Below are 23,812 nucleotides of genomic sequence, written 5' to 3'. Positions count from 1 at the left end.
TAACTTTTTAGAAGGAATTCGCATGATTTTGTCGTATTATTAACTTTACCTAAATTTTTTTATACTGCGTATAGAGGGGTTTTAGTTATGGACGTTCGTACTTTCCAATTGTCAGACTATCGACCTGTCACCCAATTGCTCGAAACGGTTTTATCGGCAGAATGCTACGAATTGACCATGGAGGCTTTTGGCCGGCAGCTGTCGTGGGACAGCGAGCTAGTGCTTGTAGCTTTGGTGAACGATGTTGTTGCGGGTATCGTAATTGGCACAATCGATAATAATAAGGGTTATTACTACCGTATCGCCGTTCATCCGGATTACCAGCGTCAAGGTATTGGCAAGTCGTTGATTCGCGGGCTTCAGCAGCGTTTTGAGAAGAAGAATGTAACTAAGATCTTGATATCGGCGGACGAGCATAACGAGCCGATTTTGTCGCTTTATGAGTCGCTGGGCTATGCGGCATCGGATTTCTTCCGGTCGTTTCAGAAGCTTAGCATCGTCGCAGGATAACTCTTACGCCCTATTTGAATACATTGTCATCATGGACAAGCATATCTCGAACGTCATTGATTTTGGCGGCGAGATATGCTTTTCTTAACTTATTAAGCAGATTCAGGCAGCGATTCATTCAGACTTCCACGGGAGAGCTCGCATATGGACAATTATCGCCCAAGTGTGATCAAAAGCTTCAAGCATAACGGCCGGCTGCATCGGATGTGGCTGGAGAATTCCCTGCTTCCGGATCAGCTGACGGCACCTGAACATGCAGCGGAATCCATGTATATTTTGATTAACCGGCAGACGCCTATTCAGGAGGCGGATGGCGGGATGTGGACGAGCCGCGTGCCGGCTGTTTCGTTCTTTATCCCCGGACAGTGGTATAATATTGTTGCTCTCTTGGAGAACGAGGGGATTCGTTATTATTGCAATGTGGCCTCGCCGCCTTATTTTCAGGATGATGTGCTGACCTATATTGATTATGACCTGGATGTGATTGTCGCGCAGGATAGATCGGTTCATGTTGTGGATGTCGAGGAATATGAACTTCATAAGGCGATGTATCATTATTCGAAGGAAGTTGACCGAAAAGTACAAGAGGGGCTTCATGGTCTGCTGGATCGGGTGGAATCCGGGAAGGCACCGTTCAACAACAATCAAGTCGCCGCTTATTTCGAGACATGGAATAAACAGACGGGCGAGGTGTAGCAGCAGCATGGACAATTTTTCGGATTCAATGCAAGAAACAGAGCCTGGCTCTATCGGTTCCCGCAAACGCTCCCATTCCACATCGAGGAACAAGGCGCAGTCAGGGAAGCCTGACAAACCGGAGAAACCCTCCAGAGAACATACGAGCTGGGGCAAGGAATTATGGGATTGGGCCCGTACGCTGATCGTCGCGGTCGCGGTCGTATTGCTGTTTCATTTCTTTGTGTTCAACCTGTCCACGGTAGAAGGTCATTCAATGGAACCGACGCTTTACGAGAAGGAATGGCTGTTCGTGAATAAGTATTCCTACCGCTTTGGATCTCCTCATCTGGGAGATGTGATCATTTTGAAGGATCCTTCCGCGGGAACAGACAAGAAAGAGTTTCTGGTCAAGCGGATTGTGGGAGTGCCGGGAGATAAGATAGAAATTCGCTCAGGTCAGCTGTACCGCAACGGGGAGCTGGTGGTGGAGCGGTTTACGGACACGGCGATTGAGGATATCGATTATGGACCCTTTGTGGTGGAGAATGACCGTTATTTTGTCATGGGAGATAATCGTCATGCGCGTGCAAGCAGAGACAGCCGCTCATTCGGTACCGTGCCTGCTTCGATGATTCGCGGGCGGGCGGATTATATTCTGTGGCCGATTACCAAGCTGAATACGCTGTAAAGAAGCTGCTGTTTGAGAAATAGTGCAAGCTGGAAGGAGGCTATCGCAGTGGACAATGTGACATCCTGGGAGAAGCTGAAGCATGAATTGAAAGCTGCGGCGGCCGGCCTTGGAATTGATAAAATCGGGATCGCCTCGGCGGATCCCTTCGTTGAATTGAAGCAGCGGCTGATCCGCCACCGTGAGCTGGGTTACGAGTCGGGCTTCGAGGAGCCGGATCTGGACAAAAGAACGCAGCCCTCGCTGCTGCTCGAGAATCCGCAGTCGATTATTGCAATCGCGGTGGCCTATCCGTCGAAGCTGAAGAATCCCCCGAAATCCGAGCCGGGAGCGCGGCGCGGGATCATGTCGCGTTCCGCCTGGGGCGAGGATTATCATAAGGTGCTGCGCGACAGAATGCGCAAGCTTGAGGATTGGCTGCGGGAGCGCGTTCCTTCCTTGCGGGCGGAGAGCATGGTTGATACTGGCGCGCTCTCGGATCGGGCGGTTGCCGAGCGTGCCGGCATCGGCTGGAGCGCCAAGAACTGCTCTGTTATTACACCGGAATGGGGCTCATGGGTATACCTGGGCGAAATGATCACGAATTTGCCGCTGCCTCCGGATGAACCCGTTGCGGAGAGCTGCGGCGACTGCACCGCCTGCATGGATGCATGCCCGACGGACGCGCTGGTGGCGCCCGGGCAGCTGAATGCACAGCGGTGTATTTCATTTGTAACGCAGACCAAGGGGCTTGTCACGGACGAACTCATGCGCAAGATCGGCAATCGTCTCTATGGCTGCGATACCTGCCAGACGGTTTGTCCCAAAAACAGGGGCAAAAACTGGACCCATCAGCCGGAGCTGCAGCCGGATCTTGAGAAGGCCAAGCCCCTGCTTGTCCCGCTGCTGACGATGGGCAATCGCGAATTCAAGGAAGCTTACGGCCAGACGTCCTCGGCCTGGCGCGGCAGAAAACCGATCCAGCGCAACGCGGTAATCGCGCTGGGCAATTTCAAGGACCCGAGCGGGGTGCAGCCCTTGGCGAATGTGCTGCGGAGCGATCCGCGGTTCGAGCTGCGGGCGACTGCGGCCTGGTCGCTGGGCCGAATTGGCGGCGCGGCGGCGCGTGATGCGCTTGAGCAGGCATTGAAGCTTGAGCGGGAGGAGGCCGTTCTGGAAGCCATATCCGCTGCACTGGCGGCCGGCAGCCCCGGCAATCGGGATGCCGCCCAGGAAGCGTTAGGAGCGCCTGGAGAGGATGACGGATTGGTGAAGCGTGAATAATGCTTTACATGGTTTTGAGGCTTCAGAGGGGCTTCTAAGGGCTTGTAGCAGCATGGCGTGCCAAAGGGAGGTTCGAAATCCATCCTTCTGGCAGCGGTCATGCAGCATGCTGGGATTTGCGCGATTTTGCTTAAATATTAACAGGAAGCGGCTGTCAACCGATATATGTTTTGATTGCAGCTGGCATGCCATAAGCCATATCCGGCATGGCCAAAGTCTGCAAATCCATAACGGCAACAAAACATAAGGAGGGACTTTAGAGGATGAGCGAGACCATCTATTGGACCGAATTGAAGTCGCCTGTAGGGCCGCTTGTGCTGCTGGCAACCGATGCCGGGCTGTGCCGCATTGAATTCGGCGATTTTGCCCTGCGGGAAGAGAAGCTGCGCAATTGGACGCGGACCTGGTTTACGGGCGACGCGCAGTGGGTGCAGGTGAAGCCGAATGAGCACATCATGATCAGCGAGTCTGCCGGGCAGCTGGAGCGTTATTTTGCAGGGGGACTGGAAGCGTTCACCGTCAAGCTGGACATGCGGGGGACTCCTTTTCAAACGAAGGTGTGGCAGGCGCTGCTGGATGTTCCTTACGGGGAAAGCCGGTCGTACAAGCATATCGCGGAAGCCATTGGACAGCCGAAGGCGGTCCGGGCAGTCGGCGGGGCCAACAATCGCAATCCCGTTCCGCTGATCGTCCCCTGTCACCGTATTATAGGGGCAGGCGGGGCCCTGGTAGGCTATGGAGGCGGACTGGATGCGAAAACCTACCTGCTTGCGCTTGAACGGCAGAAGGAAGGCGGGGGAGCCTCATGAGATACATTGATATGGAATCCGTTGAGCCAGGCCATCTGCTGGGAAAGACGATTTATGCGACGAATGGAACGATTCTGCTGTCGGCAGGAGTCCAGATTACGGTATTTATGATCAGCACGTTGAAACGAATCGGGGTTACGAATTTATATATTACGGATCCGAGGCTGCAGGATATTGAGATCGAGGAAGAGCTGCTCTCGGAGGAGACCAAGCGGACGCTGATCCGCACCATGTCGGAAACGATGGATTCGATCCGTTCAGGCAAGGATTTCAACTCGCGTTCGGTCAGCCTCTCGGTGGAGGATATGCTCGAGGATGTGCTGCGCAACAAAGACGTGCTCATCCATCTCAATGATATCCGCACGCGTGATAATGCTGCCTTCGTCCATGCGATGAATGTCTGCATGATCTCCGCTCTGCTCGGCATTCATATGAACCTGAATCAGGTCCAGCAGAAGGAGCTCGCCATCGGCGCGCTGCTGCATGATCTTGGCAAACCGCTCGAAGAGTCCGAGTTCGAGTTTGAGCCCGCAGATGATGAAGCCGCGAAGAATAAGAAGATGGCCATGCATCACACATGGAGAGGCTTCCAGCTGCTCAAGGCCAGACGTGAGTTCAGCCTGCTGATTGCCCATGTTGCGCTGCAGCATCATGAGCATATCGACGGCAGCGGAGAGCCAAGAGGCCTCGCCGGCGAGCAGATTCATCTCTATTCGCGGATTGTTGCCGTGGCCAATGCCTACGACAACCTGCTGCAGGAGTTTGATAACGGTAAAAGAATGCTCCCGCACGTAGCCTGCGAGCGGCTGCTGGCGATGTCGGGAAAAGAGCTCGACCATGCGGTCGTCGTGCAGTTCATGCGCGTGGTCTCGATCTATCCCAACGGGGTATCGGTGCGGCTGTCCACCAGGGAAGCCGGGGTAGTGGTCGGGCAGCATCGCGGACTGCCGGGTCGGCCGGTTGTGCGGCTGCTGGAGCGCGAGGGCGACGATTCCATCGGCAGCCGGGAGATCGATTTGGCCAAGGAAAACACGGTGTTCATTGAGCAGGTAATGGGTTGATTTTATTGTCGAATCCGGGGTTTGCGGTAGGCACCCGTACATGCTATGATAGGTTGCAATATGTACATTCATAACGATCAGATAAAGGTTGGGTGAGAGACGGGCATGTGGAATATTATTATTCCGATTGTAACGCTCCTCTTGGGAGCGGTTGGCGGATTTTTTATCGGTGTCTTCTATTTGCGCAAGCAGCTTGAGAAGATGCAGAACGATCCGGAAATGCTGCAGAAGATGGCGAAGCAAATGGGTTACAATATGAACAAATCGCAGCTGCAAAAAGCACAGAGCATGATGAAAAATCAACGTCCGGGCGGCGGACGCCGATAATCAGCGCGTCGCTTGCAGGGAAGGGGGACGAAGAAGGATGGCGGGCAAGAAAGACTACGTCAATTCTGTCGTTTCGGATAACCGTGAACAGATTGAATATCATATCAAGCAAATATTAAGTCTCATCGGTGAGGATGTCGACCGCGAGGGACTGCAGGAAACGCCTGCGCGCGTAACCCGCATGTACGAGGAAATTTTCGCAGGCTACGAGGTTGATCCGCGGGAAGTGCTCGGGGTCACCTTCGATGAGCAGCACGAAGAGCTGGTAATTGTAAAAGATATCGTATATTACAGCCAGTGCGAGCATCATATGGCTCCGTTCTTCGGAAAAGCCCATATCGGCTATATCCCGAGCGGGAAGATTGCCGGTCTGAGCAAGCTGGCTCGGCTGGTCGATGCCGTCACGCGGCGCCTGCAGGTGCAGGAGCGCATTACCTCGCAGATCGCCAACATCATGGAGGAAGTTCTGCAGCCCCATGGCGTTATGGTGGTCGTGGAGGGCGAGCATTTGTGCATGTGCGCGCGCGGGGTCAAGAAGACCGGCAGCAATACGGTAACCTCGGCCGTGCGGGGTGAATTCCGTACGAGCGCAGCACTGCGTTCGGAGTTCCTGTCGCTGCTGAAGCAGTCATAGGGCGAGGCTGCCGATTGTACCGTACGCAGTAAAGCTTTTTGATTTTTGAGAAAAGATTGCCGTTCCCTCTCATTCAAAACAGGGAACCGGCAATCTTTTTTCAGCTTTTGGAACTCCACTGCATTGGCATGCTTAGTACGGCTCCCAAACCAGTTTCCTGGCCTCGGAGAAACGGCCGCTGACGTAGGGCCAATTGACGACCTTCCACCAGTTCCGGATATAATCCGGCCGCTTGTTCTGATGCTTGAGATAATAGGCATGCTCCCAAACATCGAGGGGCAGCAGGGGCACGACATCCCATTGGGATAAATTTTGATGCTTCTCGGCGGTCAGAATTTCCAGTCTCCGGCTGCGCGGACTCCATACCAGAATCGCCCATCCGCCGCCTTCAACCTTCTCCGCTGCTGCGCTGAATTGTCTCTTGAAGGCGTCATGGCTGCCGAAGTCCTTCTCGATTTGCTGAGCCAGCGTACCGGTAGGCTCCTCTCCTCCTCTGGGCGACATGACGGGCCAGAATAAAGTATGAAGATAGTGCCCCGCCCCATGGAAGGCGAGCTCCCGCTCCCAATGCTTAACCAAGTCAAAATTATTCGTTTTCCTGGCTGTCTCCAGTTCCTTCTCCGCTTGATTAAGTCCATCCACATAGCTCTTGTGATGGATATCGTGATGAATCCGCATCGTAGCCGTATCGATATGCGGCTCCAGCGCATCATACGCATAAGGGAGCGGGGGAAGCGTATGCCCGCCGATAGGGACAGACGAAGCGGCGCGGCGGCTGCCGAATTCGGGCAAATGCACCTGCCCGGGCTCCCCATCCCCGCCCGAATGCTGTGTGGGCACGGAGACGTCGAACTCTTCCTCGAGTTGCTTTTCTTCATAATCATGAAGTTTGACGATTTCTTCTATCCCGTTATCCTCTGCCGTCTTACTGGATGGACCGGGCTGCCGCTCCTCAATCTGCTCATCGCGGGGATGAAGCAGCGACTCCAGAACACATAGAAAATAGTCCGACTCGCGGATAATATGGCGGATGACGATCCCTGCGAACGGGCTTGAAGCTGCTGCCGCGCTGTCCTCCAGCATCTTGGTCAGCTGTGCGACGAATTTCCGCGACTGCAGGGCGGATACCTTCAGCAATTCCTCACTGCTCTTGACCAGATCAGGCGGAATGTCCTCGGGGTTTGCCAGCGCGGCCATGAGCAGCTTCTCCGCCATTTGCTCCGTACGGGCAAATATGGGCTCCCACGCCTGAAGCAGCTGGACATAGGCCGGTTCCAGGTGAGGAATAATCTCCCGGATAACGGCGGTATGCTCCTTCTCCTGCGTTTTCCAGAACTGAATCTCCTCCAGCACTCTCAAGGGCATATAGCCTCCATAAACAAACAGCACAGATTTCGGCTTCCCTCTTATTCACGAATTACTAAAAGCAAAAATGTCGCTTATTTTTCACACAAAAACCTGTCTCTCCTGGCGCGTCCAGCGAGCGGCATGACGGTGGCTGCCAGCGCACGGTGTGGCGTCGCGTGACGGTGACAGCCAGCGTGTGGTGTGGCTGTCGCGTGACGGTGGCAGCCAGAGGCGGTGTGGCGTCGCAGGATGCGGTCATCAACCGCTTCCGGCAGGAATGGGTCTGCTCTGCGGCATAAAGGAAGAGCCGTCCGGCAATCCGGACGGCTCTTTATCCTCTTACATCCGATGGCATCCATAATCTAGATGTATTCGGATCAGGCTTTTCCTATGTCGCACTCGCCGTCAAGGTCGGCTGATTGCTCTTCCAGTCCGCATCCACCTGGCTGAGGAACAAGGCGGCGCGCTGAATATATTCTTTCGGACGTGTCTGGAATAACAGCTCATGCTTGCCCCCTTGGACGACCCACTCCCTGGATAATGGGTTCAACTGGCTGGATGCGATATGCTCGGCGGTGGCAATCGGCGCTTTGACGTCGTCGGTGCCGTGCATAATAAAGGTCGGAATCGTATAAGAGGTTTGCATGACCTGCTGGGCAGGGATCTGGTTAAAGCTGGTTCCCGTCCAGAATGGCAGCATCAGCTGAACAAGCGGCAGGGATGGAAAACGCGGCAGATCCAGATACTGCCTGACATTGTTGAACAAGGATTCCGGACTCGGCAGAAACAGACTGTCGAGAATCAGGGCGTCGATATCATCGGATGCGTCGGTTTGCAGCGCTGCCTGCAGGGCGGTTCCAGCTCCCATGGAGAAGCCCCATACGACCACCTGCTCTGCCCCCTGGCTGCGGGCATATTGGACAGCTGCGAGCAGCTGCTGCGCTTCTTCGACTCCGCCCGTGGCCGGAGACCGGTCAGCTTCGGACGCATAACCGTAATCGAACATCAGGACGTTGTAATGCAAACGGTGCAGCAGAGCGGCGAGATCATACATCGGGACCCAGGTCTCTTCGCGATTGGCCCCGTAACCGTGGCTGAATACAACGGTCCGGTCAGAGGCAACAGGAGCGGCTGCAGCTTGATCATCTCCGCCTGCTGCTGCGGCGATTGTTTTAGCTGGCAGCAAAGCGGCTGCGTCAGCAGCGATATACCAGCCATGAACGGTGGTGCGGCCGCTTTTGCTGGGAAAGACGGCATCTGTATAATCAAGGCCTTTGGCGATTTTGGGATTAGAGGTCAGAGGTGCGACATAAGGATGAGCGACGATCCAGGCCACATAGCCGTGAAAAGCAATAAGCGTGACAAACAGCAGCGCCATAAATGCGGAAACGACAGCAATCGCGGCATGTCTGCGGCGCGTCCTGCCAATCGTCCTGCCGGGAGGCTTGAGAGAATGCCCGGGGGAAGGGAGAAAGCCTTGCGGCGTAAAGCCTGCAGGCAGCATCGGAGTGACGGATGTGCTCATGATGGAATCCCCCTTAGGATGGAAAAATATGAAAACGCTTTATAGTCCTATATTCCTATGATAGATGTGGGGACAACGGCCTGTCAATGGATATACGCGTATTGTTATCAACTTGTAATCTACCTGTAAACTGAAATGAAATTATCTCCACCCGCTTTTACTAATGCCGGGTCATGAGTTATACTGGTTGTAACTTAGTTTCATTGAATGAAACTGATGGAGAAGGTGGGATCACATGTCCGAGGATGGAAAATCAACCGTTCGCGCTGTTGAGCGCGCGCTCGATATATTGCTGTGCTTCACCACCAAGAGTGAATGGCCGATGACGGAGATCGCGGACAGTGTCGGCCTGCATAAAAGCACGGTCCACCGGATGCTTGCGACGCTGGAGGACAAAGGATTTGTCATTCGCGATCCCGCTTCCGAGCGCTACAGGCTGGGGCTTCGCATCTGGGAGCTTTCCGCCAATATGTCCGGCACGGACGATCCGGCTGTGCTTGGACTGGCTGAGATGGAACGTCTGCGCAATATGCTTGGCGAGACCATCAGCCTTTATTTACGCGACGGGAATGAGCGGATCCGCATACAAGCCGTTCAGAGCAGCCAGGCAGTGCGCAGAGTCGCTCCTGTAGGCGTCCGTCTGCCACTCTATGTGGGAGCGTCCAGCAAGGTGCTTATTGCCTTTGAGGAGCCGCAAAAACAGGAGGAGCTGCTCCATGACGAATCATGGCCTGCCTATTTCGACAAGGCGCAATTCCGCAAGCAGATTGAGGAGATAAGAGGACTGGGCTACGCTACAAGTGTTGAAGAGCGGGAACAGGGCGCTGCAGCAGTCTCTTCACCGATCTTCAACCGGGCGGGAAAGCTGGTTGCCGCCTTGTCTGTCTCCGGCCCCGCGAACCGGCTGACGCCGGAGAAGATGCGCGAGCAGGCTTCGGCTGTTATTGAAGCGGCTAACCATATTGGAGCCATGCTGAAGTAGTGCCTTGGCGGGCAATATGAATGCAGTTAATGTTTAGCCATGTAAAACAGCGGTGCAGCCCGACTATGTGTCGAAGCGGCCCCGCTGTTTTTTTTGACTTTGGATCCGTGTTTGATCCGCTTGCTTGCCGATATTTCAAAAAAAAACGGTCCCGCTCCATCCAGGAGGGGACCGTCTGTCTATACATCAGCCAATATCCGGCTCATTATTATTGATTGGCAATCATTTGGCGCAGAACAGCTTGCAGAATACCGCCGTTGCGGTAGTAATCCACATCCACCATGGAATCCAGACGAACGATCGCCGGGAATTCGAACGTGGTGCCGTCTTCGCGGGTGACGACGACATGAGCTTCCTGACCGGGCTTCACGTCATTGTCTAGCCCGATAATGTCGAAGGTTTCGCGGCCTGTAATCCCAAGCGTGCTCCAGCCGTGTCCTGCCTGGAACTGCAGCGGCAGCACGCCCATTCCGACGAGGTTGGAACGGTGAATCCGCTCGAAGCTCTCGGCGATAACGGCTTTTACGCCAAGCAGCATGGTACCTTTGGCTGCCCAGTCGCGCGAGCTGCCTGTTCCATACTCTTTACCGGCGATAACGACCAGGTTTTTGTTTTTCTTCTGATACAGCATCGAAGCGTCATAGATCGACATAACCTCGTCTGTCGGCAGGTAAGTGGTCACGCCGCCCTCAGTGCCTGGAGCAACCTGGTTGCGGATACGGATGTTGGCGAACGTACCGCGCATCATGACTTCATGGTTGCCGCGGCGCGAGCCGTACGAGTTGAAATCGATTTTGTCGACGCCATGCTTGATCAGGTATTCGCCTGCAGGGCTGTCGGCTTTAATGTTGCCGGCTGGCGAGATGTGGTCGGTCGTTACCGAGTCGCCGAGCAGGGCAAGCACACTTGCGCCTTTGATCTCGCTGATATCGTCGATATCGGGACCCAGGTTCTCGAAGAACGGCGGGTTTTGAATATAAGTGGACTTGTCGTCCCACTCGTAGCTCTCGCCCTGCGGCACATCGATTTGATTCCAGCGTTCGTTTTGCGTGAAGACATTGGCATATTTCTCGCGGAAGGATTCAGGGCTCATCGCAACGCCGATCGCGTCGGAGATTTCTTTGGATGATGGCCAGATATCCTTGAGATATACAGGCTGGTTCTTGCCGTCATAACCGATTGGATCGTTAGCCAGATCGATATTGACCGTACCGGCAATCGCGTACGCCACAACAAGCGGCGGAGATGCCAGGTAGTTGGCTTTGACCTGGGCATGAACGCGGCCTTCAAAGTTACGGTTACCGGAAAGCACGGCAGCTACGGTCATGTCGTTATCCGTGATTGCCGAACTTACTTCATCAGGCAGCGGGCCGGAGTTGCCGATACAGGTTGCGCAGCCGTAGCCTGCAACGTAGAAGCCCAGCTTTTCAAGCGGCTTGAGCAGGTTGGCCTTCTCCAGATAATCGGTAACGACCAGCGAGCCCGGCGTAAGAGAAGTCTTGACGTAAGCAGGACGTTTAAGGCCAAGCTCAACCGCTTTTTTGGCCACAAGTCCGGCAGCCATCATAACGCTTGGATTGGACGTGTTTGTACAGCTGGTGATGGCGGCGATAACGACAGCGCCTGTTCCCATTTTGCTGACAGAACCGTTCGCATGCTTCACTTCAATCATTTCTTCAATCTTGTTGTCGGACAGGCCATAGCCGCCCTTGTCGATCGGAGTGCGGATAATGCCATTGAACTCTTCTTTCATCGCTGTCAGCTCGACGCGGTCCTGAGGACGCTTCGGACCTGCAAGCGACGGTACGATCGTTGACAAGTCCAGCTCCACGATATCGGAGAAAACCGGCTCTGGCGTATCGTCGGTGCGGAACATGTTTTGTGCTTTATAGTAAGCTTCGACAAGAGCGATCTGTTCTTCTGTACGTCCGGTGTTGCGCAGGAAGCGCAGCGTTTCGGAGTCGACCGGGAAGAAGCCGATGGTTGCGCCGTACTCGGGAGCCATGTTGGCAACAGTCGCACGGTCTTCCAGTCCGATGTTGGACAGGCCGGGACCGAAGAATTCAACAAATTTGCCGACAACGCCCTTCTTGCGGAGAACCTGCGTAACGGTCAGCGCCAGATCAGTCGCCGTAGCGCCTTCCGACAGGCTGCCCGTCAAGCGGAAGCCGATAACCTCTGGCATTACAAAATAAAGCGGTTGTCCCAGCATGCCGGCTTCCGCCTCGATGCCGCCTACGCCCCAGCCAACAACGCCAAGTCCGTTGATCATTGTCGTATGGGAATCCGTTCCAACCAATGAATCCGGGTAGACAACGGTTTCGCCGTCTTTTGTTTTGGTTGCGGCAACCGATGCCAGATACTCCAGGTTTACCTGGTGAACGATACCCGTTCCCGGCGGTACGGCGCGGAAATTATCGAAAGCTGTTTGCGCCCAGCGGAGGAAACGGTAACGCTCTTCGTTGCGCTCAAACTCAATGTTCATATTGTACTCAAGCGACTCGGGACTGCCGAATGCGTCAACCATAACGGAGTGGTCAATAACGAGATCGACCGGCACGAGCGGGTTGATTTGCTTCGGATCGCCGCCTGATTTCTTGACGGTGTCGCGCATGGCGGCAAGGTCAACGACAACCGGAACGCCGGTGAAATCCTGGAGCACGATACGGGCAGGAATGAAAGGAATCTCTTTGTCCTCGCGGCCGTCGGCCCAGTTTGCCAATTGCTTGACATGCTCAGACGTGATGGCGCGGCCGTCAAACTGCCGAACCGCTGCCTCCAGCAGTACTTTAATGGAGAAAGGCAGTTTGGAAATATTGCCTAATCCTTGGTCTTCAAGACCCTGCAGGCGGTAATAAACATAAGGTTTACCTCCGACTTCAAGCGACTCGCGGACAGAGTAATCGTTCTTTGATGTCATTTACGTTTGACGCCTCCTTGTACAATTGGGTAAAAAATAAATGGTTCGATGCTGTTTGTGGAGTGCAGCAAGGTATTTCCCCCTCAAAAATATCAAAGAAAAATGGCATGAAGATAACCATGTGATATTTTGAAAATGGTTTTCTTGTTTCACTCTGTAAAACACGATTTCAAAAATCGCTGCTTTTCTTAAGTATAACGTTTTTCGTAAATATAAGAAAGTATAAATTCGCCCTATACTTTGCTTATATCTCAAAAAGGAAGAAACTAACTGTGCATCCAACAGGTGGAACCCATCATTTCCTCTTATCCATTTGGAAATTACAGTCCCTTCAATCAGTCGGAATTGATCTGCTGAGCGTTTTCTGCATCAGGTTGTTTTCTCTTCCTCACATGAATTTGCCGTTGGTCTCATATAATGAACCAACTTTGTCAGGCACAAAAACTGCAGGGAGGGAATAGTGATGCCTCAAGCGAGAACGCGGACCGGAGTAAGAAAACGCAAAGGGGTGCAAACGTCAAGCAGGCCCGCAGTGCGCAGCAGCCGGGGGACCGCCAGGGCGAAGGAGGCGACCGGCCTCAAGGAGCCGGAGCCAAGCGGGTGGAAAGCTTGCGTGCACCATTATGTTCAATTGGTTAACCAGGCCGAGATTGACCGCTTTACGCCGGAATCGGAAGGTATCGTGACCGATGTGGACCATCTGTCCCGCTATCAGCGCAAGCTTTCACGACTTCGCGAGCAGGAGCTGCTGCGCGGCGTTCTGCCTCTGCGCAGCGAGACGAGCGCGGAGCTGCTGCGGATCAGTGAATCGGAATCTCTGGCTGAGGCGACGGCCCTGATCGAGCTGAAGATCAAGCGGACGATGCAGCAGCTTGGCCGCACCTATACGGAGGACAGGCGGGAGCGGGAGCGCCTGTGGCTGTCGCTGGACGGCGAGAGCTACCGGATTAACCGTGTGGAGCCGCTCGTCATGGAACGGCGTCCCAGATATAGTATGTCCGATTCCTTCGCTTCACAGCTGTCTGCCGAGCAGCAAGTTGAAATGGAAGATAAGCCGACATCCATACCTTTTATAAATTATGATGTTTTATCGCGTTTCAAACATGGCCGCGCTGGAATTCGTTACCGCCGGGACTTGGCCGCTGCCTATGCGGATCGGTGGTGGAACGAAGGCAATCCGGCTTATGAAACCTTCGATGTCAATTGTACGAATTATGTATCTCAATGCCTCTTTGCAGGCCACGCGCCTATGAACTATACTGGTAAAAGGGATTCGGGCTGGTGGTATCGGGAGAGAAGCGCAGGGCGCGAAATGTGGAGCTACAGCTGGGCCGTTGCCGGTGCGCTGCAGCTATTCCTGTCGGGCTCCCGCCAAAGCGGCCTCCGGGCGACGGTCGTGGATTCAGCCGATCAGCTGGATCTGGGCGATGTCATTATTTATGATTGGAGCGGAGACAACCGCTTTCAGCACAGCACCATCGTGACCGCTTTCGACGCGGCGGGCATGCCGCTTGTCAATGCCAACACTGTGCCAAGCCGCCACCGCTATTGGGATTATAAAGATTCTTATGCGTGGACCGAACGTACCAAGTATCGCTTTTTTCATATTGCCGATGAATTTTAAGCATTATTCCTTTAAGGATGCATGTCAGATGCATGATTATATCCTGATGTGGGAAATTATTCGTAACCGGAGGATTAGCCATGGGGAAGAAAGTGCGCGTCGGACTCGTTTACGGGGGCCGATCGGGCGAACATGAGGTATCGCTGCAGACTGCGCTTGCAGTCATGAAAGCTTTTGATTACAGCCGTTACGAAATTATTCCTTTCTATATTACAAAAGAAGGCAAGTGGCGTGCAGGACAGACGCTTCTGGCGCCGCCTGATGAACTGGAGCCGCTCCGGCTTGTTGGCGCTCAAGCTGCCTCCGGAACGGAAGCGCTTATGCCGGTTTTCAACGCTTTGTCGGCGGAAACCGCCGCTGCCCTGGATACTGCGCCTGCTGAGGCTGGTCCGGCTCTCGATGTTGTTTTTCCTTTGCTGCACGGCACGTTCGGAGAGGACGGTACGATACAGGGTCTTCTGGAAATGGCGGGTATCCCCTATGTGGGAGCGGGCGTATTGGCTTCGGCAGTCGGCATGGACAAGATCACGATGAAGAAAATTTTTGCCCAGGACGGACTGCCGCAGTGCGTGTACCGGTATTTTAACCGTACCCAGTGGGAAAAGGATCACGGCTTTTTTATTATGGAGATCGAGGTTGCACTGGGCTATCCCTGCTTCATCAAGCCGGCTAATCTGGGATCGAGCGTAGGCATCTCCAAGGCCCGCAACCGCGAGGAATTGATCACGGCGATCAATTATGCGCTGCGGTTTGACCGCAAAGTAATTGTGGAGGAATTTGTCGACGCCCGGGAGATTGAGGTCAGTGTGCTCGGCAATGACGAGCCGCGTGCTTCCGTGGTGGGCGAAATCACGTCATCCAGTGAATTTTATGATTATAAAGCCAAATATGTTGACGGCAAATCGATGATGCATATACCGGCCAATATTCCGGCGGAAACAGCGGAAGCCGTCCGCGAAATGGCCATCCGCGCTTTCTTGTCGATTGACGGCTCTGGCCTTGCGCGCGCCGATTTCTTCCTGCGCAAAAGCGACGGAAAGCTTTTCATCAACGAGGTCAATACCATGCCGGGCTTTACGCCCTACAGCATGTATCCTCTGATGTGGAAGGAAAGCGGAGTCTCCTACACGGATCTGCTGGACACGTTGATTGGACTTGCGCTTGCCCGCCACACGGAGAAGCAGCGTATCGAGTATGGGGGAGGAGACCCGGTCTGATACAGGACCGGAGTCTGTTTCTTCGATGATTGTTGGCAAAACTTGGTTGATTGTTTTCAGGCCTAGCTCCTGAGGACAAGAAATACGCCACAATATAATTGCTGGAGGAAATGATATGGGGTTCGAAACGGAGTTTAATTCGGTCTGCAAGTTCAAGAATGACAATGAGCTGAACGAGCTGCTTGAATACGGCCGCAGCAAAATAGTCAAGAACGGATTTCGCGTTTATCCTACCGGACAGAAGGTTATTGCATACACGCCCAATAATGAAGCGATTGCGATTGTCCGCATTCTGGTGTCGATCGCGGAGATTAATTTTCAGGGCGAGGAGATTACGCAGGTTGAAATGGAGCTTATCCGAAAGCTGACAGAGGAGGAGGCGCGCGTGCAAACCGCCCTTGCCTATGAAATGTTCTTCGGAGAGCATGCATGATTGTCCGCTTTGGCTTTGTCGCGATGAGTCTGCAGCTTGAGAATGCTTCGCCGTCCCGCACCATGACCTACACCAGCTTCTCAAAGCTGCCGGATCGTGAAGCAGCTCTGCGCAGACTGGAGCGCATCGCCGAAGAAAATCTGCATAATACGCTGCGTTTGCTGCGCCATTGTCATGCCCATGATATCAAGGTTTACCGCATGTCCTCCAAGCTCATTCCGCTGGCTACGCACGAGGAGCTTCAGGACTGGTCGCCATGGCCGGCGCTTGCAGAAGGCTTCGCCGCTGTTGGCGCGTTCGTGAAGGACAAGGGGATGCGCGTATCCTTCCATCCCGACCATTTCTGCGTCCTGAGCACGCCGCGTCCAGAGGTGCTTGTAAAGTCCGAAGAGGACTTGCGCTACCACCTGCATATGCTGGAAGCGATGGGACTGGACGAAAAGGTAAAATGCAATATTCACGTAGGCGGAGCATACGGGGACAAGCCTTCATCAGCTGAGCGTTTTGTCCGCCAGTTCTCGCAGCTGCCTGGGCAGATCAGGAACCGGATAACGCTTGAGAATGACGACAAGACGTTTACCGTCCGGGAGACGCTGGACGCGGTCGAAGCTGCGGGCGTTCCCATGGTGCTTGATATTCATCATCACGCTGTCAATAACGGGAACGAGAGCAACGCAACGCTTGTCGGCGAGCTGTGGCCGCGCATTTTACGGACATGGGGTGGCGCTCTTCCTGATGCGGACTCTGAACCTGAAGAAGTCTCTGACGCAGAGCGAGCCATGCTTATACCTGGCGGACAACCTTCAAGACCTCTTCCGCCGAAGCTCCACGTATCCAGTCCCAAGAGCGAACGGGACCCGCGCGGTCATGCCGACTATGTGGAGCCGGCTCCGCTCCTGCGGTTTTTGCAGGAAACGGCTGGTTCGACTGATAAATTGGATGTGATGCTGGAGGCCAAGGGCAAGGATCTGGCTTTGTTCAGGCTGATGGAGGATTTGCGCCGGCTGGCACAGGACGAACAAGGCATACGGATCATCAATGGAGCAAGCATTGAAGTGAACTGATTCAACTGCAGTCCGGTATTGCCGCTGAATATAGCATAAGCTCTCCGGACAACCGCCCGGGGGGCTTTATTGCCTTATGGGAGGGCAAGGGAGTCTTGCATGCGAGGAATCGGGGTAAAATATAGATGTCATTAAGTATCAGGCGAGGTGACCGGCGTGCTTGAGATTGTCCTTCTCCTCCTTCTGGGTCTGATCGCCGCAATGTTCGGAAGCATTGTCGGTTTGGGCGGGGGAATTATCATCGTTCCAACCCTGGTTCTTCTTGGGCCGCAGCTGACCGGGTCTCCAATCGGCCATACAACGGCTGTGGGCACCTCGCTGTGCGCGTTAATTGTGACAGCGCTTGCTTCCACGCTTTCATACGCCAAGAAGAAAAGAGTGGATTTCCGCAGCGGATGGCTGCTGTTCGTGACGAGCGGGCCTGCAGCTATGGTCGGCTCGGCTCTGACCGGTTATTTGAAGGATGGCAGCTTCCAGCTCGTATTTGGAATCTTTATGCTGTTAATGGCCGCTCTGCTGGTTGCCAGGGATTATATCAGGCCGATCACGCGAAAGTGGCCTGTGGAGCGGCTCTATACCGATCAGGACGGGGTCGGGCATGTCTATGGTTATGCCGTAGGGCCAGCCCTGGTCATCGGATTTTTTGTCGGACTCATCTCAGGCTTGTTCGGCATTGGCGGAGGTTCGTTATTTGTTCCGGTGATGGTGCTCCTGTTCCGGTTTCCGCCCCATCTTGCCACGGCTACCTCGATGTTCGTGATCTTCCTCTCCTCTGCATTGGGCAGCAGCGTACATATATGGCTCGGCGAAGTAGACTGGCGCATTGTGCTGGCGCTTGTTCCCGGGGCATGGATCGGCGGCAAGTTCGGCGCTTACGTCGCAACCCGGATGAGCGGCAGAGGGCTTATGTGGCTCCTTCGCATTACGCTGGGCCTTCTGGCTGTTGAATTAATTATTGAAGGAGCAGCGAAATTATAGACGGTTTCCTGCAAGAACTGGGCGAAACTTTGAAGATATGGTAACGTATACTAATAAGCATATAGCAACTCATAGGAAAGTAGTGTGATAGAACCGTGAGTGACGAGAGCAACAATACACCTGCAATAGGGGGCAAAAACTTTACCGTAGTGGCAATCAATTGCGCGGCAAAAGCGGGTGAATGGATCAAAACCAAACTGGGAAATCATACAAGCTTGTCTTTAAAATACTCCCCTACCGATCTAGTAACCGAAGTGGATAAGGGTTCTGAGATGATGATCCGCAACCTGGTGCAGACGCATTTTCCACATCATTCCTTTCTTGGTGAAGAAGGCGTGGAGCCGGGGCCGGAGGCCTCTGCAAAAGCGCTCAATAATGTGCGTGACGCCGAGTATTTATGGGTGGTCGATCCAATCGACGGGACGACGAACTTCGTGCACGGCTTCCCTTTCTTCTCTGTGTCGATCGCTCTGGCGCACAAGGGAGAGGTCATTGTAGGCGTCGTGTATGATCCCATGCGGGATGAATTATTCGTAGCGGAGAAAGGCAAGGGCGCCTATGTGCATGGCAAGCCTATGCAGGTAGGCACGGAAAGCCAGCTTGGCGAGAGCCTACTGGCTACGGGTTTCCCGGCCGATCAGCAGTACGCGCTGCCGCTCAATATGAAGGGGCTGCAGGCGCTTGCGCCGCAGGTGCGCAATATCCGCTCCGGCGGCTCGGCGGCATTGCATATGGCGTATGTGGCATGCGGACGGCTCAGCGGCTTTTGGGAAATCGGTTTGAATTCCTGGGATCTGGCAGCGGGCTCGCTCCTTGTCTCTGAATCCGGAGGGCAAGTCACCGACATGTTGGGCAGCCCCTATGAACTGGGAGTGCGTAATGTTGTAGCGACTAATGGAGCGATTCATGGGCAGCTTGTAGACGAGCTTAAGAAAGTGGAAGCTGCAGGCTAGATCAGGAAGAGAAGCTGTCATATGTCTGCTGATGTGCAGAGCAACAGGGCTTCTCTGAACGGATATGCAGCGATATCGAGAGAATTGGTTTTGCAACAGCATAATAAAATTGTAAAAGGCGTATTCCTGCCATGGTCAAGATGACTTGGGGAATACGCCTTTTTTCCTGTGCTTTTGGAAATGCTCCTTGCATGAAATTTGACTATCTGTTATATTCGATGTATAACAGACAATCAAGATAACACAGTCATCGACAGATTGAGGCAGGGCCAGGAGAGGCAGATGAATCATCATGTTTATGGAGTTGGATTTGCAATCGGAGTCGCCGATTTACACGCAAATTGCCGAGCAGCTTATTGAGGGCATCGCCAAGGGCGATTTGAAGCCGGGAGATGCGCTCCCGTCAGTCCGCAGTCTGGCAGCAGACCTGGACATTAATTTGCATACCGTTAATAAAGCCTACCAGACCTTGAAGCAGGAGGGCTTTCTCCAGGTCCACCGCAAAAAGGGGGTCGTCGTACAGCCTGGTGAAATGCCTGGCGTGACCGCCGGGTTCAAGGATAAAGTGCAAAGACAGCTCCGCGCTTTGTCAGCTGAAGGAATCGTCAGGGGCATGGCTGAGGAGGAATTTCTGAGGCTCTGCCAGGATGCTTTCAACCGGAAGAATACGAAGGAAGGGGAGTAGGGGCGTATGGATCCGACATGGGGGATTTGGCTTTTTTCGATTGTAATGTATGTCATGATGGGGATTGTGTTTATGCTGGTGCCATTGATAAGCACACGTGTTTTGTTGTTCGGTGTTTTTGTTCCCGAGCCTATGCGGGATGACGAGGCCGTAACAGCTGTGCGCAAAAGCTACATCCGAATGTCTGTGTTCATTATGGTATGCGCTGCAGCTGCAGGCGGCTTGGTGGGCTGGTGGATGAAGGGGATGTCCGAAGCCGTATTGCTCAGCGCCACACTGGTTCAAGTCATCGGATTCGTCCTGTCTCTCGCGGCCAGTCATCGCAGGGCGCTTCGCATCAAGCTGGAAAAGGGATGGGAGCCGCCGCAGAGCACCAAGCGGGTCGCCAATTTGAATTTTCGGAAAGGACCTCTAACGATCCGTGATCGCTGGTATCTCGTTCATCTGCTGCTCATCATCATTTCAGTGATTGGCGCCGCTGTTCAATGGGACAGCATTCCCGATACCTTAACCACTCATTATAATGCCAGCTTTGAAGCGGACGGCTTCTCTGAGAAGAGCTTCAGCTCCGTGTTTATGATGAATATTACCCAACTCCTGCTGATCGGAATATTTCTATTTACGAATTTTGTCATCCGTGCGGCCAAACAACAGCTGGATCCAGCCAAACCGGATGAATCCATGATCAAGCAGCAGAAGTTTCGCCGCATCAACTCGATATTTCTTTATTTTCTCTCCCTGTTCATTGTGGCGTTGTTCAGTTATATTCAGGCGACGATACTCTATGGCTGGTCCGCTGAGCTGCTCATGCTGACATCGCTGTTTCTGCCTCTTATTCTGATCGGATGTTCTATTGGATTAATCATTTATTTGAGGAGTAAAGGCATCGATCAGGTCTTAGCTGCCGGGGTAAGCGACGACAGTCACTGGAAGGGCGGCTTCTTTTATCATAATCCGGAGGATCCATCCTTTATCGTGAATAAGCGGTACGGGATGGGGTGGACGTTCAACATGGCTCATCCGGTCAGTTGGGTTGTTCTTGGAGGTATACTGCTGATTCTGCTTGTTATCGTGCTGATCACTTCCATATTGGACACTTGACTTGATGGTACTGGAGCTGTGAGCATGCTATGCCTGCAGATGTATCAGTAGTCAAAGCTCCCAGCGTTCTTGTTAACATGAAGCTTTAGAGGAATTCAGAACAGCAGCAGTATTATATGAGAAATCGCGTAAAAGGCCGTCCAGCTGTGGACGGCCTTTGGCGGCTTCTATGCATAGGATGATGAAACAGGAGTAAGGATAACGGTAAACCGCCGCGCCGGGTTGAAATTAATCCTGGCCCATCGTCTGGAACGCGACCCGGGCAGCAGCCAGGGTCTGGTCAATATCCGCTTCGGTATGCGCGGTAGTGAGGAACCAGGCTTCATATTTGGAAGGCGCCAGACATATTCCCTGCTCCAGCATCAGCCGGAAGAACCGTGCGAACCGCTCGCCGTCGGCAAGCTGGGCCTGTTCATAATTCGTCACGGGATTTGTGCAGAAATGAGTCGAAAATGAGCCTCGGATGCGGTTGATCGTAAGGGGGATACCCTGATCATCCGCCAACTGCTGCAGTCCTGCGCTGAGCTTGAGGGCGAGAGTGCTCATTTGTTCGTAAACGCCGGGAGTCTGAAGCACTTCCAGACAGGCGATACCTGCCGAGATCGAGGCCGGGTTGCCGGCCATCGTGCCCGCTTGATAGGCAGGCCCGAGCGGCGCAACCTGGGCCATCACGTCCTTGCGCCCGCCGTAAGCGCCGATTGGCAGACCTCCGCCGATGATTTTGCCCAGTGCGGTAAGGTCGGGCTCAATCGCCTGCCGATCGGGAAAAGCCTCATAGGTCTGGGCGCTGCCGTAGTGGAAGCGGAAGCCGCTGATGACCTCATCGTAGATGACCAGAGCGCCTGCTTCGCGCGTCATCCGGCATAATTGCTCCAGGAAGCCGGGAGCGGGCATGACCATGCCGAAATTGCCGACGATAGGTTCTACCATCACAGCGGCCACATCCTCGCCCCAACGCTCCAGAGCCTGGTGAAGTCCATCCGGATCGTTGAAAGGAACCGTAATGACTTCACTGGCAATGCTGGGCGGAATGCCGGCGCTGTCGGGAATTCCGAGCGTGGAGGGACCGGAGCCGGCAGCCACAAGCACCAGATCGGAATGGCCATGATAGCAGCCCGCGAATTTGATTATTTTATTGCGCTTTGTATAAGCGCGGGCAACGCGGATTGTCGTCATCACCGCTTCTGTGCCCGAATTGACAAAACGGACCTTGTCCATCGAGGGAATGGCGGTCTTCAGCATCCTGGCAAGCTGAATTTCCAGCTCAGTCGGCGTGCCGTACAGGGTCCCATTCTTCGCCGCACGGATAATGGCATCCGTAACATGAGGATGGGCGTGGCCGGTAATAATGGGGCCGTAAGCGCAAAGATAATCAATATACCGATTGCCGTCAACATCCCAGAAATAAGCGCCTTGTGCGCGTTCCATAAAAACAGGGGCACCGCCGCCGACCGCCTTGAACGAGCGCGAAGGGCTGTTCACACCTCCGACGATATGCTCCAGAGCCTCGGTGTAGAGCGCCTCCGAACGGGTATGATTCAAAGACATGTTGTTGCCTCCTGTCGAATTTACTTTATTATGTACTTCTTACGGAAACGGCTTTCGCTTATCCGCCGGATAACAAAACAAAAGGGCGATCCGCTCGCGAATTCACCCTTTTGTTTATGATGTTACCGGTTATTCGTTCGTTTTGCTGCTTGAGTCGGTATTGGAGCTTGAACTTGTATTGCCTGTATTCGTGCTTGAACCGGTATTGCCTGAACCGGAAGTATTTGCGCTTGCTCCGTCTGCATTGCCGGTACCGCTTGCCGTTGCATCCGGTACTGCTGAGTCCTCTGTGAGGATTTCCTGCACGTATGTCAGGAGCTCATCATCATCGCGGATAGAGAGCACCGAAGCGCCGGAGACCTTGCGGTCACCGATGTTATCCATCGGGGGAACCTGCGCTTGACCGGCCAGCTGCGTCTTCACTCCGAGCTGGGCAAGCTTGAGCATATCGGAAATATCCAGATTCGTTTCGATATAAGGATTGACGCTCTCGAGAATTTGTTTCATTTTCAACAAATTCCATCCGTTCTTGAGCTTGTCTGCAACAGTATCCAGAAAATTGCGCTGCCGCTCAGTCCGTGTGAAATCGCTCATCGCATCATGGCGGAAGCGCACATACATGAGCGCATGCTCGCCGTCCAGATGCTGAAATCCTTTTTTGAGATGGATGTCGTAGCGGTTGCCGTCGGCATTGTCGACATAGTTCATGTTTTTCTCAACGTCAAAATCAATTCCGCCGATGGCGTCGATCAACGATTTGAAGCCTTCGAAATCTGTATACACATAATATTGAATATCAAGTCCGAGCATACCGCCGATCGTCTTCATGGCCAGATTCGGTCCTCCGAGCGCAAGCGCGGTATTGATCCGGCCCTCGCCATGACCTTCAATCGGCACATACGTATCGCGCAAAACGGAGAACAAATGAGCTTTCTTCGTTACCGGATCGATAGATGCGACCAGCATGGAATCAGATCGTGCCGCTTCATTCTTCTCCAGCCCGCGGTTGTCGCCGCCCATGAGCAGAATGTTTACGCGTTCCGTTCCTTCCCATTCAACCGGTTTTTCTTCTTCTTTCACTTCAAACTGTCCGAAACGGGATTCTTCTTTTGGTTTTTGCAGGGTGTCCAGTTGATTATATATACCATATCCTTGATATGCTGCGTAGGCGCCAACGCCTCCCACGACAACAAACAGGATGGACAAGACAATAATAAGCGGTTTTAGCCATGGTCTTTTCTTGTTTGATTTCACCCGCGGCATCCTTTTTTGTTCCCCTCCTTGGTATGATTCACGTTTGTTTTTGGAATTGTCTGCATGGATTAACGAATGATGAAAGGTACTGGTGATTTCTTCTTGATTGAAAGAAGAACTTCCGTGAAGCTGTTCTTCATCATAAAATTATAAAATGTTTTGACATGCAGAAGCAAGTTTTATCTTGTATTTGGTGTGTATTGGTCGTTAA

Annotated in this window: 22 protein-coding genes; 17 read left to right on the top strand and 5 right to left on the bottom strand. The window is 53.5% G+C overall.

All coding sequences use genetic code 11. The features are described 5' to 3' along the window. Positions 1-87 precede the first annotated feature (87 nt). From ACFOLF_RS14755 to folE, 8 genes are all read left to right on the top strand, one after another. On the top strand, positions 88-510 hold the full coding sequence (locus ACFOLF_RS14755; RefSeq protein WP_210042696.1) for a GNAT family N-acetyltransferase: 423 nt from the start codon (positions 88-90) through the stop codon (positions 508-510). A 144-nt stretch (positions 511-654) separates the two neighbouring features. Then, a complete protein-coding gene (locus ACFOLF_RS14750) occupies positions 655-1,206 on the top strand; it encodes a DUF402 domain-containing protein (protein WP_210042687.1) in 552 nt (183 codons plus the stop codon). A gap of 7 nt (positions 1,207-1,213) precedes the next feature. After that, entirely contained in the window at positions 1,214-1,876 is a 663-nt protein-coding gene (lepB, locus tag ACFOLF_RS14745; protein ID WP_379114183.1) for a signal peptidase I, read from the top strand. 48 nt (positions 1,877-1,924) lie between these two features. Further along, positions 1,925-3,139 (top strand): tRNA epoxyqueuosine(34) reductase QueG, encoded by a 1,215-nt coding sequence (queG, locus tag ACFOLF_RS14740; RefSeq protein ID WP_379114185.1) that lies wholly within the window; start codon positions 1,925-1,927, stop codon positions 3,137-3,139. A gap of 263 nt (positions 3,140-3,402) precedes the next feature. Further along, positions 3,403-3,948, top strand: coding sequence for a methylated-DNA--[protein]-cysteine S-methyltransferase (locus tag ACFOLF_RS14735; protein ID WP_210042685.1), 546 nt, complete (start codon positions 3,403-3,405; stop codon positions 3,946-3,948). Next, positions 3,945-5,009, top strand: coding sequence for an HD-GYP domain-containing protein (locus ACFOLF_RS14730; RefSeq protein WP_210042683.1), 1,065 nt, complete (start codon positions 3,945-3,947; stop codon positions 5,007-5,009). Before ACFOLF_RS14735 ends, ACFOLF_RS14730 begins: the two co-directional genes overlap by 4 nt. Positions 5,010-5,114: 105 nt before the next feature. Then, a complete protein-coding gene (locus ACFOLF_RS14725) occupies positions 5,115-5,336 on the top strand; it encodes a YneF family protein (protein ID WP_210042675.1) in 222 nt (73 codons plus the stop codon). 37 nt (positions 5,337-5,373) lie between these two features. Next, positions 5,374-5,970, top strand: a complete 597-nt coding sequence (gene folE / locus ACFOLF_RS14720; RefSeq protein WP_210042673.1) for a GTP cyclohydrolase I FolE — start codon at positions 5,374-5,376, stop codon at positions 5,968-5,970. A 132-nt stretch (positions 5,971-6,102) separates the two neighbouring features. On the opposite strand, the gene ACFOLF_RS14715 is transcribed toward folE, so the two are convergent. Both ACFOLF_RS14715 and ACFOLF_RS14710 read right to left on the bottom strand, forming a co-directional pair. Further along, on the bottom strand, positions 6,103-7,335 hold the full coding sequence (locus tag ACFOLF_RS14715) for a Fe-Mn family superoxide dismutase (RefSeq protein WP_210043716.1): 1,233 nt from the start codon (positions 7,333-7,335) through the stop codon (positions 6,103-6,105). Between the two features lie 370 nt (positions 7,336-7,705). After that, positions 7,706-8,842, bottom strand: coding sequence for an alpha/beta hydrolase (locus ACFOLF_RS14710; protein WP_210042671.1), 1,137 nt, complete (start codon positions 8,840-8,842; stop codon positions 7,706-7,708). A 235-nt stretch (positions 8,843-9,077) separates the two neighbouring features. Between ACFOLF_RS14710 and ACFOLF_RS14705 the strand changes: the two genes are divergently transcribed. After that, the gene (locus ACFOLF_RS14705; protein WP_210042655.1) at positions 9,078-9,824 is read left to right on the top strand and encodes an IclR family transcriptional regulator; all 747 of its coding nucleotides are present in this window, start codon (positions 9,078-9,080) and stop codon (positions 9,822-9,824) included. A gap of 208 nt (positions 9,825-10,032) precedes the next feature. On the opposite strand, the gene acnA is transcribed toward ACFOLF_RS14705, so the two are convergent. Next, entirely contained in the window at positions 10,033-12,744 is a 2,712-nt protein-coding gene (gene acnA / locus ACFOLF_RS14700; RefSeq protein WP_210042647.1) for an aconitate hydratase AcnA, read from the bottom strand. Between the two features lie 463 nt (positions 12,745-13,207). On the opposite strand from acnA, the gene ACFOLF_RS14695 reads away from it, so the two are divergent. The 8 genes from ACFOLF_RS14695 to ACFOLF_RS14660 all read left to right on the top strand — a co-directional run bounded on the left by ACFOLF_RS14695 (position 13,208) and on the right by ACFOLF_RS14660 (position 20,799). Next, positions 13,208-14,368, top strand: a complete 1,161-nt coding sequence (locus ACFOLF_RS14695; RefSeq protein WP_210042645.1) for an amidase domain-containing protein — start codon at positions 13,208-13,210, stop codon at positions 14,366-14,368. A gap of 80 nt (positions 14,369-14,448) precedes the next feature. Then, positions 14,449-15,585: a D-alanine--D-alanine ligase gene (locus tag ACFOLF_RS14690; protein WP_210042643.1), complete on the top strand. Its 1,137-nt coding sequence runs from the start codon at positions 14,449-14,451 to the stop codon at positions 15,583-15,585. Positions 15,586-15,700: 115 nt separating this feature from the next. Beyond that, positions 15,701-16,018 (top strand): hypothetical protein, encoded by a 318-nt coding sequence (locus ACFOLF_RS14685; RefSeq protein ID WP_210042640.1) that lies wholly within the window; start codon positions 15,701-15,703, stop codon positions 16,016-16,018. Further along, positions 16,015-17,082: a UV DNA damage repair endonuclease UvsE gene (gene uvsE, locus ACFOLF_RS14680; RefSeq protein WP_210042638.1), complete on the top strand. Its 1,068-nt coding sequence runs from the start codon at positions 16,015-16,017 to the stop codon at positions 17,080-17,082. The genes ACFOLF_RS14685 and uvsE overlap by 4 nt, the downstream gene beginning before the upstream one ends. Before the next feature lie 201 nt (positions 17,083-17,283). After that, entirely contained in the window at positions 17,284-18,060 is a 777-nt protein-coding gene (locus ACFOLF_RS14675) for a sulfite exporter TauE/SafE family protein (protein WP_379114201.1), read from the top strand. A gap of 95 nt (positions 18,061-18,155) precedes the next feature. Next, the gene (locus tag ACFOLF_RS14670) at positions 18,156-19,013 is read left to right on the top strand and encodes an inositol monophosphatase family protein (RefSeq protein WP_210042634.1); all 858 of its coding nucleotides are present in this window, start codon (positions 18,156-18,158) and stop codon (positions 19,011-19,013) included. 292 nt (positions 19,014-19,305) lie between these two features. Then, positions 19,306-19,698 carry a GntR family transcriptional regulator gene (locus ACFOLF_RS14665; protein ID WP_210042631.1) on the top strand — a complete coding sequence of 131 codons (393 nt, stop codon included), beginning with the start codon at positions 19,306-19,308 and terminating at the stop codon, positions 19,696-19,698. Positions 19,699-19,704: 6 nt separating this feature from the next. After that, positions 19,705-20,799, top strand: a complete 1,095-nt coding sequence (locus tag ACFOLF_RS14660; RefSeq protein ID WP_210042630.1) for a DUF1648 domain-containing protein — start codon at positions 19,705-19,707, stop codon at positions 20,797-20,799. Positions 20,800-21,027: 228 nt separating this feature from the next. Here the strand turns inward: ACFOLF_RS14660 and ACFOLF_RS14655 are convergent, their stop codons facing one another. Both ACFOLF_RS14655 and ACFOLF_RS14650 read right to left on the bottom strand, forming a co-directional pair. Continuing rightward, on the bottom strand, positions 21,028-22,347 hold the full coding sequence (locus ACFOLF_RS14655) for a glutamate-1-semialdehyde 2,1-aminomutase (RefSeq protein WP_210042628.1): 1,320 nt from the start codon (positions 22,345-22,347) through the stop codon (positions 21,028-21,030). Between the two features lie 129 nt (positions 22,348-22,476). Next, positions 22,477-23,610, bottom strand: coding sequence for an LCP family protein (locus ACFOLF_RS14650; RefSeq protein WP_210042613.1), 1,134 nt, complete (start codon positions 23,608-23,610; stop codon positions 22,477-22,479). Between the last annotated feature and the right edge of the window lie 202 nt (positions 23,611-23,812).

It is taken from the genome of Paenibacillus sepulcri, from assembly GCF_042647105.1.
GTDB classification, from domain to species: domain Bacteria; phylum Bacillota; class Bacilli; order Paenibacillales; family Paenibacillaceae; genus Paenibacillus_Z; species Paenibacillus_Z sepulcri.
This window is presented reverse-complemented; position numbering and strand designations above follow the sequence as displayed.